Source organism: Paenibacillus sp. JT31N17 (genome assembly GCF_056269255.1).
Map to the genome: position 1 here is coordinate 1,255,063 of NZ_JBWDNP010000001.1, position 14,269 is coordinate 1,269,331.

Here is a 14,269-nt window from a genome sequence, read left to right on the forward strand (position 1 = left end):
TTTCCTCCGCAAGCAAGCATATCTTGCGGCAGACTGCATACCATTAGGCGAAGAATGCGGGAATAGGGGAGGATGCTGACATGGCCGTTAACGAACCGATGCTGACGCAGATCGCCATGGCCCATTTACCGGCGGGAGCGCAACTGATGATGACCAACGGGCCTGCTGCGCATGCGGCGGTATATGCCGCCGATTTAACCGGGGATCGGGTACCGGAAATCGCAGCTGTTTACCGTCTGAATGGGGAGCTTTACCTGCTTGTGCTGAAATACCGGGACCGCATGTGGGAGATTGCCGCGAATGTGAAAGGGCAGGGCTACGGCGTGACGCTGCTGACGGCGGCGCCCGTCATGAGACCGGGCCTGAACAATCTGATCGTCGGCTGGCAGATCGGCTCGATCTGGTCGAAGCTGTCGGTCTACGAGTGGACGCGGGAAGGGCTGAAGGATGCGGCTCCCGCCGATATGGCCTACAGCTATCTGGAAGTGATGGATATGCCGGGCCTTGACGGGCGTGACGGCAAAGCGGAAATCGCGCTCTGGATCCACGACACGGGGGAGGCATACCGCGTCGAGGTGCTGAGGTGGGACAGCGGGAAGTTCGTGCCCGCGCCGGATGTATATTTTTATTATTTCCCGGGGGTCGTCCGCTACTATGAGCGGATGACGCGGCAGCATCCGGATTACCCGTTCTACTGGTATTACCTTGCCGATGCGCAGTACCGCGCCGGCATGCCGCAGGAGGCGCTGGTGTCGGTCCGAAGGGCGCTCGGCTTCACCCGGCCCTATCCTTCCCGCGAGGCGCTGCTTGCGCTTGAGCGGAACATCAGGCAGATGCTGGAGCTGATGAACATGCCGCGGGCGGCAGGATTGTTCCCCGCATCGCTCAAAACGGTGGGCGGGACGAAATGGGGCTATATTGACAGCAGCGGCAGGATGGCGATTCTCCCCCTGTACGACGATGCGCGGGATTTTCAGCAGAATGGCCTCGCAATCGTCAGCGAGAATGGGAGCTACGGCGTTATCGACACATCAGCGAATTACGTGGTGAAGCCTGTTTATGATTCGATCAGCCCGTTCTCGGAAGAGCGGGCGGCTGCAATCGACAGCCAGGGGTTCAGGCTGATCGACGAGACAGGAACGGTGCTGACAAAGCGGGCGTACCCGTTTATCGCGGACATGCAGGACGGAAGAGCGGTCTTCTATGTCACAGAAGGCGGCAGCGGCGATGCCGATGGCAGCATCAGTCTTTACGGCTATCTGGATTCCCGGGGGAACGAAGCGATTCCGGCACAGTTCGAGGAAGCGAACGATTTTGCCGCTGGTAAGGCAGTTGTAAAAATCAAGGACAATGAATATGCGCTCATTGGGCCGGACGGAAGCAGACTCGCCACCTATCCGTATGCTTATGTGGGACCGCTTGGCGACGGACTGCTCGCCTTCCAACGGGAATCCGCCGGCAAGTACGGTTATATCGACGAGCGCGGGACTTTCGTGATCGAGCCGTCCTATTCGTCGGCATTTGCGTTCCGTGACGGCCGGGCCATTGTCAATACGGCCGAGGATTACAAATCGAGCTACGGTGTCATCGACAAGCAGGGAGCCTTCATTGTCAAGCCTGAGTACAACGACATCCGGGATCTGGGGGATGAGCGGCTGGCGCTCGGCCGGGCGGTCGACCCCGAGCAGCCCTTCGTCGGCTCGGTCTACGCCATCGCCGACTGGAACGGCCAACGGCTGTCGGACTTCCTGTATAATGACGTTTCCAATTTCAAGGACGGACTTGCCTCGGTTTACGACGCGAAGCAAACGTACTTTATCGATCGCAGCGGCAAGCCTGCGCCGGGTTATCCGCGCGTGGAGGGCAGCGGCACGCTTACACTGGAGGAGAATGGCCTGATCAAGGCATTCGTCGATCAGCGGCTGTCTTATTTGACCCGTGCCGGACGCGTCGTCTGGCAGCAAAATAAGGTTATCCCGCTCCAGCCTCCTTACCTTGTGAAAGAGGAGAAATATAAGCCAAATGCGGATTATCTCGTCTATTACCCCCAAGTTGAAGGGATGGCGAATCAAGCCGCGCAGCGGACCGTTAACGCCAAGCTGAAGGAAATGTCCCAGGTCAAGCCGGTTCCCGCCAGCAAAAAGCTCGATTATTCGTACTCCGGCGATTTCGAGGTCGCGTTTTACAAACAGAAGCTGCTGCAGCTTGCGCTGAATGGATATAATTTTCCATTCGGCGCCGCCCACGGCATGCCGACCAAAACATATGCGATCCTGAATTTGACCAATGGCCGTATGTATGCGCTAAAGGACCTGTTTAAGCCAGGCAGCGACTATGTGAAGGTACTAAGCGATATAGTCGGCAAACAAATCAGGGAGGATCCGCAATATTCGTACGTATTCCCGGATAGCTATACCGGCATACGGCCGGACCAGCCGTTTTATGTGACTGATGATGCACTCCATTTATATTTCGAGCCCTATGAGATCGCTCCATACGTCGCGGGGTTCCCGACCTTTACGATTCCTTTTGCGCAGATCAGGGATATCATCGACACGGAAGGCGAGTTCTGGAAATCCTTTCACGCCTGATAGGATGGGCCGTACACGGCACAGCTAATTCTGTTCCGTGCAGCAGCGGTCCCTGTATTCCTGCGGCGTCATATGCAGCTCCTTCTTGAACACCTTGGTGAAATAATGGGCTGACTCGAATCCGACGCTGGCCGATACTTCATGAATTTTCAGCCGGGGAGCGGCCAGCAGCTCCTTGGCTTTATTCAGTCTCAGCTCTTTGATCCGGTCGGACAGCCGGGTACCCGTCATTTGCCTGTACAGGCGCGACAGGTAGGTCGGATGCAGGTAGACATGGTTGGCCAGCCTGTCGAGCGACAGGTCCTCGGCGAGATGCTGCTCGATATATAGATTCACCATCGTCAAAATCTTCTGCGTCCGGTCCTGCTGCTCGCCCGTCCTCAAGGCAAATAACCGGCAGGAGAGTTCCCGGTAATACTCCTCGGTCTCCGCCCACGATACGAATGCCCCCCTGTGAAGCAGCGTTCCCGCCTCCCTGGACGCCGTTACCGTCTCCAGCAGCCCCCACTGGTTCATGTAAGACAGAAAAAGGGAAGCAAAGGCATACTCAAGCTCGACCAGGAACGGCTGGAACTCAGTAAATTTCTGCAGCGTCCGGGCGGTTTCCGCAGTGTCCTCGTACAAAGCGAAAAATTCATCCTTCTGACCGCCCAGCAGCAGGGTTTCCAGCTGCTTGACCGCCTTCAGCCGAAGGGCGATATCCTGCTTTGTGAAACAGGCCGACTCGGGGGACAGGGAAGAGGTAGCCGGCACCGCGTCGGACAGCAGCATCTCCGTATCCTGACCGAACCCCCGCTGAAGCAGCTGCTCCAGCCGCATATATTGGGCAGCCGCGGTGGACCACGGACAGCAGACCGAGCTAATGGCAATCGATAGCGGCAGCTTCAGCGTCGTCCGGCACGCATCCTGAATATCGGACATCGTACCATGAACAAAGGCGGCGCAAGCCTCCCACTCGGTGACTTCCGCAACACTCCCGGATCCGTCGTCTCCCGCTGCAGGCTGAATGAGCCATACGAGGCGGGAGGGATTGGCCGGGATCGAAAGCAGCCGGAGCGTGTTCATGTATTCTCCGGAAATATTTTGAACAGCGTACATAAGCAGCGATTTATCCGAAGGACGCAGATCGTCCGGCCACTGGTCGATCCGGCCTACCGCCAGCAATACATTTTCCGCTGCCGACAGCGGAATCTGCAGCTCCTCGAAGCGGTCGCGGTCGACGGTCTTGGCACTCAGCTCCCCCTGCAGCAGCCCGGATATATATTCCTTGCGCAGCATCGGTCCTGCCGCCTGCATTTGCTCTCTTGCCCTCTGCAGCAGATTGTCGGACACCCGCTCATCCCTCAGCCGTTCAATCGCCCTGCCGACGGCGGCAAGTATCGGCTCGTCGCCCTCAACCTTCAGAATATAGTCCATTCCGCCGTTTCGCATGGCCGACTGGATATAATCGAAATCGCTGTAGCCCGTCAGAAAAATGACTTTGCAGCGCGGCCAGCGCTCGTGAATTTTCTGCTGGAGCTCGATCCCGCTCATCCCGGGCATATGAATGTCGGTCAGGACGATATCCATCTTGGAGCCAGTCAGGATCGCCAGCGCCTCGAGGGGCGAATAAGCGCGGTATACGTTCAGCTCTTCCGGTTTCCAATCCAGAAATTGTTCGTAGAGGCCGCTTACGATTCTCGGCTCGTCGTCGACTATCAACAGATTGTACATTGCACCGTTCCTCTCCCCGTTTGATTTTCTCGAATATGAGGCAGCGTCCGCCCCAATACGGGAAGGAATTACCTGCAGGCCAGGCGATTCCTGCAAGCTCCGCGTCTGCGTGCTCCGCCTTCCCGTTATCCGTTCATTATAAATGTCCTGCCGGCAGGCGCAACGGATATATCGCAACAAGTTGACGATTGGCTGGTATTGTCAAAATAATACCCTGATATTCGCGGCGCGCTGCTTGCGTCTGTCCATTCGGGCAAACGCTCATTCGACATCGCTCTATCATAATTTGGCAGTTAAGCGAAAAAGTTGATATTTTACCGCCGATATCGGTTTTTTTACTCTATTCCGCTGCCGTGATTTTCAATAAACTGACGATGTAAGGCGAACAAACATTCATATCGGAGGTGTAATCATGATGGAGACCGGCAAGGAGAAGAAAGAAAGAGCCAGGGATGAAAACGCAAACATTTCGGCGGAGCAGGAGTCGGCTTCACTATCGGACAAAAGCTTCAGCAGGCGGAAATTTCTGATGCTGAGCGGAGGGATCGCCGCAGCGGCAATGTTCCCGGGCATCGCGCTTGGCGGCGGCAGAAGCAGAGCGGCTGCCGCGGCTCTTCCGGACAGTCCCCGCTTCTCGCTGAGCGGCTCGGGCGGCGAAATGTTCCGCGAGGTGTCGCTTGGCAGCGCAACGGTCATGCAGTCCTTCGGTTTCGACAGCATCAACAATGCCATTTATACGGTGCAGATTACGTACGGCTCGCCCTCGTCCTCGGGCGATCTGACCGTGACGAAGCTGAGCATGACGGGCTCGCTTCTCGGCCAGATGGCACTGAAGGGATTCGGCCACGGCGTATCGATCGGCGTGGAGCCGTCCGGCACTTCGGCCTATCTGTGGACAGAGACGGATGGCGTCATCGATGGGGCGGACAGCTGGGGCTCGAAAATATGCCGGTTCCCGTTTGCCAATGGAACGACGCTCTATAATACCAATCCCTCTCTGACCAAATACACGGTGCCGGGCACGGGCAACTACAGCTACACCTGCAATATCGATAATTACCATGGCAATCTGATTGTCCGCTACCGGGACGCGACGACCAACCCCCGTTTTGACGTATACAATTTGCAGGCTTTCAAAGCCGGCGGCCGTACCGCAATCGCGAGCGTCTATCAGCCCGCGACATTGGGCGTGTTTCAAGGCTATTGCGTATACGGCAAATATTTGTACCTCCTGGATGGAACCGCCTATAGCACCTCGAACCCGTCGCCGGGCAATACGTATTTGACCACCGTCGATCTCAATACGGGCACACAGGTGGACCGTTTCCATACCCAGGCCGGTGTGTCGCTGGCCTATCGGGAGCCGGAAGGCATGGCCATTCGCTTGACGAATCCGAACGACGAGAGCACAGGCCGTCTAAGCTTCGGCTTCGCGTCGGGAGCAGCCGGCAGCCGGAAAGCGACTATCTTCTACAAGAATTCGTTTCTATGATTCTCTATGATAATGACTTCGCAAAAAACATAGCGGGAGGGATAAATCATGGGTATGCTGTCGCCGTGGCATATTATTTTAATCGCTTTGGTGGCTCTTCTGTTGTTCGGGCCGAATAAACTGCCTGAGCTTGGACGGGGCTTCGGAAAAATGTTCCGCGAATTCAAAGACGCTACAACCGGAGCGCTGTCGGCTTCCAGAGAACCGGATAAGGAGCTGCCTTTGGATGAGGCGGGGAGCAAGGCGGCCGAGCCGCGCAATTCATGATCGGAATTTCTCCGGGCAGGCAGGGAGCCCGGGAACGTAAAGGTGAGATGACGCTTGTCGGGCATTTGACCGACTTGCGCAGAAGAATCGTATTCGCGCTGGCCGCGCTTCTTGTCAGCGTGGCGGCAGGGCTGATTGCGGCGCAGACGCTGATCGAATGGATGAAGAGCATGCCGCCTGCAGACCGGCTGGCCTGGAACATTTTTTCGCCGGGTGATGCGCTGCGCTTGTACTTGAATGTCGGATTCATCAGCGGAGCCGTCGTATCGCTCCCGTTCTCCATGTACCAGCTGTGGCTGTTTCTGAAGCCTGGGCTCATGGAGGAGGAGCGGAAGGTCTCGTTTATGTTTATTCCCGCCGCACTGCTGCTGTTTCTGGCGGGTCTCGCCTTCGGTTACTTTATCGTCTTCAGAATGGCGATTATGTTCACTTCTAGTGTCGCGCATCGGCTCGAGTTGACCGAAACTTACGGCATTATGCAGTATTTCTCCTTCCTGTTCAACATCACGATTCCGATAGCGCTCATGTTCGAGCTGCCCATCGTTGTGCTGTTTCTGACGAAGCTGCGGCTGTTAAAGCCGCGCATGCTCCGCAAGTTTCGCCGTTACGCGTATTTCGTGCTTGTTGTCGTCGCAGGCGTTATCACACCGCCCGATGCCGTATCGATGCTGCTCGTTTACGTGCCGATGATCGTACTTTACGAGGGCAGCGTCCTGCTATCCGGCAGGATGGAAGCGAAATCGCAGCAATCCTGACAGCCGGCAGCACGGCAATCCCGTCTTTCGCTTATAAACAATAAGCGATGGCGGGATTTTTTTATGTCACTGTGCCGGCGGGACGGGGCAGAGGTGCTGGAAGCGGGCCAGCCCAGCCTGTCCTTGAAAGTAGCGGACATATGCGGCATTATGGCATTATATAGAGGAATGGAGCCGATCGGCACAATTACAAGGAAAAGAGGAAAGCATATGCAGCTGATTGCCATGGTGACGATGCTCATCGACCATCTTGGCGTAACCTTCTTCAAGGATCTGACCATTCTGCGGGTGATTGGCCGGATCGCGTTCCCTATTTACGCCTACTGCATTGTACTGGGATACAGGCGGACGAGCAATATGAAGCTGTATATGCGGCGTCTGTTCTGGATTGCGTTAATTTCCCAGCTGCCCTTCACCTTTGCTCTCGGTACCGTTGGGGTGAATGCGGCAGGAACGCTGCTTGTCTGCCTCGTCGTGCTGTACGGAATCGAGAACTGGAGGAAAAGCATCTGGATTCCCGCCGCAATCGCAGCGGCCGTCGTCATGGAGGCGCTCAACTTCGATTATGGCGCTTACGGGCTGCTGCTGGTGCTCATTTACACCTATACGACAAGCCATTTTATGGTGATCGGCCATTTTGGCCTGAACATCCTGTTTATTATTCTCAAGAGCTGGGTGCTGGAGCTCTTCAGCATCTTCTCGACGGTGTTTATCGCCTACTGGCCCGAGATATTCAGGCAGATGGAGCGGCGGCGCATGCCAAAATGGCTGTGGAGAAGCTTCTACCCCGCCCATTTGGCGCTGTTGGCCGTACTGGAGCTCATTATTGGGACTGGGCCGATCGAAGAAATAATAAAACGAATTTTTTGATTTCAGTTCCGGCAAGCATTTGATGTACGGCACTCATCCATAAAAAACTTTCGAGATTATCCACCAGCTCTTGCCGCAGACCCTCGCGGCCAAGAAGAAACGGCTGTCGCCGTCCTTTGGCTGCGCGGCAAGTTTCTTCCCTCAGAAATATCAGAAAAGGCAAGGCCAAATTTTATACTTTCTGGTTTTTTGGATATATGGGCCGTTCCGCTGTTTGGCGGACGGCCTTTTTTGTCCAAATACTATAAAAAAGGAGGTGGTCATATGCTGGATGGCCTTTTGATGGACGCCAAGATGCATATGAAAGACTATTATGAAATGTATGTGCGGGTATCTCTGAGCGCTATTCTCGGATTCCTGATCGGTTGGGACCGCGAATCGAAGAGCAAGCCCGCCGGATTGAAAACCTATATGTACGTCTGCGTGGCGAGTACGCTCATTACCTTGATTTCCATATACAGCGTCGAAAAATTGAGCACCGGCAGCGACGGAACAATGATGGACCCGATGCGACTGACCGCGCAGATCGTATCGGGACTCGGTTTTCTCGGCGCAGGCGTCATACTGAAGAATGGCCTCAAGATTAGCGGGCTGACCTCGGCGTCGATGATACTGTTTGTCGGGGGTGTGGGGATCGGCATCGGCGCCGGATTTTACGGCATGGTCATTTTTACGGTCTTTATTTCGGCGCTGATCGCAAAATTCGGAAGTTATCTGGAGATACGAGTATTTAACCGCGCTAAAAATACGGCAGAGGAGAAGAACGAGGAAGCGCTGTAGCGATCGGGGCAGGAAATATTCGCCCGCCTCTGAATGGGGAGGGCAGTAGAGCCGGATAGGCAGTAGGACTGGACCGGAGGCGGAATGGACCGCCCCGAAAGAGTCCGGCTGCCGGTCCGGTTTTTTTGATCCTTATAGCATTTATAAGTTACTTCTAAGGTTTAATCGATCGACCTAAACGAGCATATATAAACATTATGGAATTAAAAACCCACCTTATATGAGCGCATATAAATATAAATAAACATATTTACTCAGAAAAGTATTGACGATTGCCCATATTGGCGGTATTATCTCCATGTGCACGAATGAACATTTATGATCATAAAAACGCAATAACGAGCGGAGGGTTAGAGATTGATTCAACCAAGTGACAGCATAACGAAGGTTAAATCCAAGGCTTACAGGCTGATCAAGCCGCATCAAATCATCGAAGCGACGATTGAGCACGAGGTTTCCGACCGGCAGGTCGTGGTCGAGCCGTCGATGGGCAGCATTTGCCACGCCGATTTGCGCTATTACAGCGGGAACAGAAGACCGGAGGCTTTGGAGCGCAAGCTGCCGATGGCGCTCATTCATGAAGGCATTGGCACAATCGTTGCCAGCGGTGCGCCCGGGCTGAAGCCCGGTCAGAGAGTAGTGGTAGTTCCGAATATTCCCGGCTATCTGTCGGACGGCATTCCGCCGGAGCAATGCTGCCCGGCATGCCGCACTGGCAGCGGGGAGAACTATTGCCACCGCGGCCGGTTTCTGGGAAGCGGCATGGACGGAATGGCCCAAAACCGGCTGGTGATGCCCGCCCCATGCGTGATTCCCGTGCCGGACGAGGTGCCGGACGAGATCGCCGTCCTCGCCGAGCTGTGCTCGGTTTCCTATCAGGCGCTTTCCCCTGTGGCGGATAGGCTGGCAAACGCAAGGATCGCCGTCTTCGGAGACGGGCCGGTCGGCTATCTGGCTGCAGCCGTGCTGCGGCATGTATATGGCGTTGGCCGCGACCGCCTGCTCGTATTCGGGGCGATTCCAGAGAAGCTCGCCCAGTTCGATTTTGCAACGGTAAGTCTGGTTCAGGATTATGATTTCTCTTCCGATCCCTCCTTCGATATCGCAGTCGAATGCACCGGCGGCCGGTTTTCCGAAAGCGCAATCAATCAGGCCATCGATATATTGAGGCCGGGCGGGCAGCTGATCCTGATGGGCGTGACGGAAGACCGGGTGCCGATCAACACAAGGGATGTGCTGGAGAAAGGAATTACGATGAGAGGAAGCAGCAGAAGCTCGAGAGCTGATTTCCATCCTGTGCTGGCGGCGATGAAGGATCAGGATTGTCAACGCACGCTCGGCAGACTGCTGCCGGAGAAGCACTCTGTTATCGCTTCCGCAGGCGATTTCGATAGTGTCATGAAAGAAGCCGATGCTCATCGGAGCTGGACAAAGGTTCTGCTCGACTTCCGCTGGTAAATGAACATTTTCGAGCATGAGGCTGGTGGTGATAACCGCCCGTCCTTTCTCGGTGCGAGCCGGTCAGTTTGCCCACAAGGAAGGTCTTCTGTATGATACGACCTCATTTTCCTTAACGATATCCGCCTTACTATGTATCTCCATGCTGCAGGATCGTTCCCGGCTTGCATCAGCAAAACGCGCACACTTGCAAACAAATACAAAAATCATACAATAGATATGAGTAAATATGAACAGGTGTGGAGGATGTATATGTTAGCAGCAGAGCGAAAAATGCGAATAGTGGAACATGTGAGACAATGCCGGATTGCGACGGTTGCCGGGCTGGCGCAGCAGTTCAATGTCCATGAGGCGACAATCAGGCGCGACCTGATGGAGATCGAACAGGAAGGTCTGCTGAAACGGACGCATGGCGGCGTGATCGCCGAGCAGTGGACGCATGACGAGCCGCCGTTCAGCGAACGCTCGTCCAAGCAGCTGGAGCAGAAGATGCGGATTGGCCAGATGGCGGCAGGGCTTGTCGAGGATGGAGAACATATTATTATCGATTCGGGTACGACAACGCTTCATATTGCCCGCAATCTGATTCACCGCTCCAATATTATTGTCGTGACGAACGATATCAATATCGCCGCCGAGCTGCGTGATGCCTCCGGCGTCAAGGTAATATTGACCGGAGGAGAGCTGTATCCGTCAAGCTACATGCTCAACGGCATGTTTACCGATCATGTGCTTGAATCGCTTCATGTCGAGAAGGCTTTCATCGGAATTCCCGCCATTCATCCCGTTCATGGGCTTATGCATCCGGAAGCGCAGCTTGTGCCCGCCAAGCAGGGCATGATCAAGGCGGCCCGGGAAATTATCGTCGTTACGGACGACAGCAAAATCGGCAAGCTGTCCCTTCATACCGTAGCTCCGAACAGCGCCATTCATACGCTCATTACCGGGACGGAAGCCTCGGAGGAGGAGCTCAAGCCTTTTCGGGATTTCGGCATGACGGTGTATTCGGTTTAACGGCAGGCACATTATGGGATAAGGCTGGCACCTATTGATTGAAGGAGGTAAGTGAATGGCGCCCATCGGGATTGCCGATAGAATGAAACAGCGGCAGGAAAGAGGAGAGGGTATCGGAAAGAGTCGAAGACGGGTATGGGAAGGGCTGCGTCCCTATGTCATGATCGGTCCGGCCATGGCGGGCATCTGTCTGTTCGTCATGTATCCCGTCATTTATCTGATATATTTGAGCTTCTTCAAATACAATCTGATGAACAAAGCGAAGAGCAAATTTATCGGCTTCGACAATTATGACCAGATTTTCACACGCGGAGATTTCTACAAGGCGCTGGGCAATACGGCGGTGTACACGGCAGGAGTCGTTGTTCTGACGATGGCGATTTCGCTGCTTATCGCCGTATGGATCGGCAAGAAAGGCCGGCTGAATGCCGTCGTGCAGGCCGGCATCTTCACTCCGCATATTATTTCCATTGTATCGGTATCGCTCGTGTGGCTCTGGCTGATGGAGCCGAATCTGGGCTTTCTCAATTACGTGCTGAAGGGGGTCGGGCTGCCGGCCTCCCCGTGGCTGCAGAGCTCCCGGACAGCGATGCTGTCCGTCATCATCGTGTCGGTATGGCAGGGCATCGGCTACTACACGCTGATCATGGTGGCGGCGCTGCAAAGCATTCCAACCCCGCTCTTCGAAGCGGCCAGGCTGGATAACGCCGGCAAGCTCCAGGTATTCTTCCGAATTACATTGCCGCTTATTTCGCCTCAGCTCTTTTTCGTACTGATTATTATGACGATCGGTTCCTTCAAAGTATTCGACACCGTCAAGATCATGACCGGCGGGGGCCCCAATGATGCCACCAATACGCTGGTCTACTATATTTACGGCTTCAGGACCACGAATATCGGCTATGCGTCCGCCACGGGAGTCGTGCTGATGGCCATCATCGCCCTGCTGACGCTGCTGTATTTCCGGCTGCTGTCCAGGAAGGTCCATTACCAATGAAACAGCCGACAAGTTCGGGAAAGGGGGTTCAAAGCCTTGAGGCTTGAATTCAGACATTTGCGGATGTCATTGAACGCGCTGCTGAAGGCGGCCGTGCTGGCGGTTTTTATTTTCCCGTTCCTGTGGATGATTTCGACCTCGCTCCAGACATTTCGGGAAACGCTTTCGTTTCCGCCCACCTGGATTCCGGCGTCGCCGCAGTGGGGCAATTTCGTCGAGGCGATGCAGGCCGGGCCGTTCCTGACCTATGCGCGGAATTCGCTCGTGATTACGGCGTCGGTCATCGTGCTGCAGCTGCTTGTGATGATTCCGGCTGCATACGCTTTCGCCAAATACAGATTCAGAGGAAAAAATGTGCTGTTCGGCATGGTGCTGCTGGCCTTCATGATCCCGGGCCAGGTGACCTTCATTCCCGTCTATCTGATGCTGGCGGATTGGGGGATCATCAAGACATTGCTGCCGCAAATCATACCGTTCATGTCCAACGCCTTTGGCATTTTCCTGCTGCGCCAATACTTCATGCAGATTCCCGAGGAAATCATCGAAGCGGCAAGACTGGATAATGCCAGTGAGTACAGAATCATATGGAACATTATGACACCGATGTCATTGCCGGCGCTTGCGACGGTTGCGCTGTTCAGCTTCGTCAGCCATTGGAACGATTACTTCTGGCCGCTGGTCATGACGGATTCGTCCGCTGTCAGGCCGCTGACCATCGGCATTTCAATGCTCCGGGAAACCGAGGGCATCAGCAACTGGCATATCATTATGGCCGGCAACGTCGTGCTGGTTGTCCCCATCCTGCTTGTTTATCTGGTCTGCTCGAGACAGATTGTGAAAGCGTTTGTTTATTCGGGGATCAAATAGCCGGTTTCGATATCCGTTTTTCCAAAACATTTATGACGGAGGAGATTAGCAATGCGCAATAGAGCAGCAAGCCTTGCACTCATCATTGCCTTATTTGCCAGCCTGCTGGCAGCTTGCAGCGGCGGGAATCCGGAGAATCAAGCAGCAGGCTCGGACACGGGGAATTCCAATGCGCCAGCGGCAAATGCGACTGTTCCCGATGATTCCGCTTCAGGGGAGAAGACCACCGTGCAGTTCTGGCATTCGGTAGGCGGCAAGAACGGCGAGTATTTGGATTCATTGATTCAGCGCTTCAACGCAAGCCATGACAATATCGAAGTGGTCGGTACCTTTCAGGGGGGTTATGATGAAACCGTTACCAAACTGCAGCAGGCGGTTTCTGCCGATACCGCTCCGGATGTAAGCATGCTTGAGCGTGCCTATGTGGAGCTCTTCGCGGATTCGGATGTGCTGGAGGATCTGACCCCTTACCTGGATAAGTCGAATATGAGCGCCGACGACTTCACGCCGGGCTTGATGGGACATTCCGTGTTCAACGACAAGCTTGTGTCGCTGCCCTTTAACCGTTCGACCCCCATTCTGCATGTCAACAAAACGCTGCTCGACGAGCTGGGGCTGCCCATTCCCGCAACTTGGGAGGAAATGAAGAAGACGGCCAATGCGCTGGTCGTCAAAGAGAACGGCGAGTATAAGCGCTACGGTCTGACGATGCCCTACGACACCTGGTATCCGATCGCTCTTATTTCGCAGGCGGAAGGCCAATTTTTCAATGATGACAATACATCCCTTGGTTTCATGGACAATGGCGTGGGCGTCAAGGTGTTTCAATATTTGAAGAATCTCCAGAATACCGGCGCCCTGTATTATCCGCCTGCGCAGGATTCCGGAAATATCGTCAACCAGATGTTTCTGGAGGGCAAGGTCGGCATGATGTTCCAGTCCACAGGGACGATCGGAAGCCTCAAGGAAACAGTCGACTTTGATTATGTGACTGCTTTCCTGCCGCAGGATCAAAATTATGCCAGCCCGACGGGAGGCGCCAACGTCTCCATGCTGTCCGGCTCCAAGCATAAGGATGCGGCATGGGAATTTATCCGTTACCTGATGGATGACCCGGACGGCGGTCTGCAGTTTATTCTCGATTCCGGTTATCTGCCTTTCACGAAGAAGATGGCGGAATCCCAGGAGATCCAGGATCTATGGTCCAAGGAGCCGAACCGCAAGGTGGCATACGATCAGCTTCAATATGCCGTCGATACGAACAAGGATGTCGCCTGGCCGGAAATCATGCATGAATTTTTCTCCGCAATCGAAGCCATTATGTACGACAGCAAAGATATTCCTTCAACGCTTGACACCTTCAAGAAAGAAACAGAGCGGATTCTCGCCCAGTAACGGATGGAATGGAACCGATGCGGCGGCGGCATAACGCTTGCCGCGCCGCATCACTTTTAAAATTGGCAGA

Annotated in this window: 12 protein-coding genes; 11 read left to right on the plus strand and 1 reads right to left on the minus strand. The window is 54.7% G+C overall.

Annotation, left to right across the window (positions count from 1 at the left end):
• Positions 1 to 80 precede the first annotated feature (80 nt).
• Positions 81 to 2,591, plus strand: a complete 2,511-nt coding sequence (locus tag AC0YOB_RS05330; protein ID WP_475791883.1) for a WG repeat-containing protein — start codon at positions 81 to 83, stop codon at positions 2,589 to 2,591.
• A gap of 24 nt (positions 2,592 to 2,615) precedes the next feature.
• Here AC0YOB_RS05330 and AC0YOB_RS05335 read toward each other — a convergent pair whose 3' ends face one another.
• Positions 2,616 to 4,304, minus strand: a complete 1,689-nt coding sequence (locus tag AC0YOB_RS05335; RefSeq protein ID WP_475791884.1) for a response regulator — start codon at positions 4,302 to 4,304, stop codon at positions 2,616 to 2,618.
• 412 nt (positions 4,305 to 4,716) lie between these two features.
• On the opposite strand from AC0YOB_RS05335, the gene AC0YOB_RS05340 reads away from it, so the two are divergent.
• From AC0YOB_RS05340 to AC0YOB_RS05385, 10 genes are all read left to right on the plus strand, one after another.
• Positions 4,717 to 5,796, plus strand: coding sequence for a phage baseplate protein (locus tag AC0YOB_RS05340; protein ID WP_475791885.1), 1,080 nt, complete (start codon positions 4,717 to 4,719; stop codon positions 5,794 to 5,796).
• Positions 5,797 to 5,844: 48 nt separating this feature from the next.
• Positions 5,845 to 6,063 carry a twin-arginine translocase TatA/TatE family subunit gene (gene tatA / locus AC0YOB_RS05345; protein WP_379113194.1) on the plus strand — a complete coding sequence of 73 codons (219 nt, stop codon included), beginning with the start codon at positions 5,845 to 5,847 and terminating at the stop codon, positions 6,061 to 6,063.
• Complete coding sequence (gene tatC, locus AC0YOB_RS05350) at positions 6,060 to 6,818, plus strand: twin-arginine translocase subunit TatC (RefSeq protein ID WP_475791886.1); 759 nt, start codon at positions 6,060 to 6,062, stop codon at positions 6,816 to 6,818. Before tatA ends, tatC begins: the two co-directional genes overlap by 4 nt.
• 63 nt (positions 6,819 to 6,881) lie before the next feature.
• Positions 6,882 to 7,688, plus strand: coding sequence for a TraX family protein (locus AC0YOB_RS05355; RefSeq protein ID WP_475791887.1), 807 nt, complete (start codon positions 6,882 to 6,884; stop codon positions 7,686 to 7,688).
• Positions 7,689 to 7,952: 264 nt separating this feature from the next.
• Positions 7,953 to 8,468, plus strand: a complete 516-nt coding sequence (locus tag AC0YOB_RS05360; protein WP_475791888.1) for an MgtC/SapB family protein — start codon at positions 7,953 to 7,955, stop codon at positions 8,466 to 8,468.
• Positions 8,469 to 8,825: 357 nt separating this feature from the next.
• A complete protein-coding gene (locus AC0YOB_RS05365) occupies positions 8,826 to 9,926 on the plus strand; it encodes an alcohol dehydrogenase catalytic domain-containing protein (protein WP_475791889.1) in 1,101 nt (366 codons plus the stop codon).
• A 252-nt stretch (positions 9,927 to 10,178) separates the two neighbouring features.
• Entirely contained in the window at positions 10,179 to 10,940 is a 762-nt protein-coding gene (locus tag AC0YOB_RS05370; RefSeq protein ID WP_475767003.1) for a DeoR/GlpR family DNA-binding transcription regulator, read from the plus strand.
• 160 nt (positions 10,941 to 11,100) lie between these two features.
• Positions 11,101 to 11,937, plus strand: coding sequence for a carbohydrate ABC transporter permease (locus AC0YOB_RS05375; protein ID WP_475792306.1), 837 nt, complete (start codon positions 11,101 to 11,103; stop codon positions 11,935 to 11,937).
• 63 nt (positions 11,938 to 12,000) lie between these two features.
• Positions 12,001 to 12,804, plus strand: a complete 804-nt coding sequence (locus AC0YOB_RS05380) for a carbohydrate ABC transporter permease (RefSeq protein ID WP_475792307.1) — start codon at positions 12,001 to 12,003, stop codon at positions 12,802 to 12,804.
• Between the two features lie 51 nt (positions 12,805 to 12,855).
• Entirely contained in the window at positions 12,856 to 14,199 is a 1,344-nt protein-coding gene (locus AC0YOB_RS05385) for an ABC transporter substrate-binding protein (protein ID WP_475791890.1), read from the plus strand.
• The last annotated feature ends 70 nt before the right edge of the window (positions 14,200 to 14,269 follow it).

Coding starts and splice junctions, on each gene's coding strand:
- AC0YOB_RS05385 (WP_475791890.1), top strand. CDS start 12,856: ATGCGCAATAGAGCAGCAAGCCTTGCACTCATCATTGCCTTATTTGCC.
- AC0YOB_RS05330 (WP_475791883.1), top strand. CDS start 81: ATGGCCGTTAACGAACCGATGCTGACGCAGATCGCCATGGCCCATTTA.
- tatC (WP_475791886.1), top strand. CDS start 6,060: ATGATCGGAATTTCTCCGGGCAGGCAGGGAGCCCGGGAACGTAAAGGT.
- AC0YOB_RS05355 (WP_475791887.1), top strand. CDS start 6,882: ATGTCACTGTGCCGGCGGGACGGGGCAGAGGTGCTGGAAGCGGGCCAG.
- AC0YOB_RS05360 (WP_475791888.1), top strand. CDS start 7,953: ATGCTGGATGGCCTTTTGATGGACGCCAAGATGCATATGAAAGACTAT.
- AC0YOB_RS05380 (WP_475792307.1), top strand. CDS start 12,001: ATGTCATTGAACGCGCTGCTGAAGGCGGCCGTGCTGGCGGTTTTTATT.
- AC0YOB_RS05335 (WP_475791884.1), bottom strand. CDS start 4,304: ATGTACAATCTGTTGATAGTCGACGACGAGCCGAGAATCGTAAGCGGC.
- AC0YOB_RS05340 (WP_475791885.1), top strand. CDS start 4,717: ATGATGGAGACCGGCAAGGAGAAGAAAGAAAGAGCCAGGGATGAAAAC.
- AC0YOB_RS05370 (WP_475767003.1), top strand. CDS start 10,179: ATGTTAGCAGCAGAGCGAAAAATGCGAATAGTGGAACATGTGAGACAA.
- AC0YOB_RS05375 (WP_475792306.1), top strand. CDS start 11,101: ATGATCGGTCCGGCCATGGCGGGCATCTGTCTGTTCGTCATGTATCCC.
- tatA (WP_379113194.1), top strand. CDS start 5,845: ATGGGTATGCTGTCGCCGTGGCATATTATTTTAATCGCTTTGGTGGCT.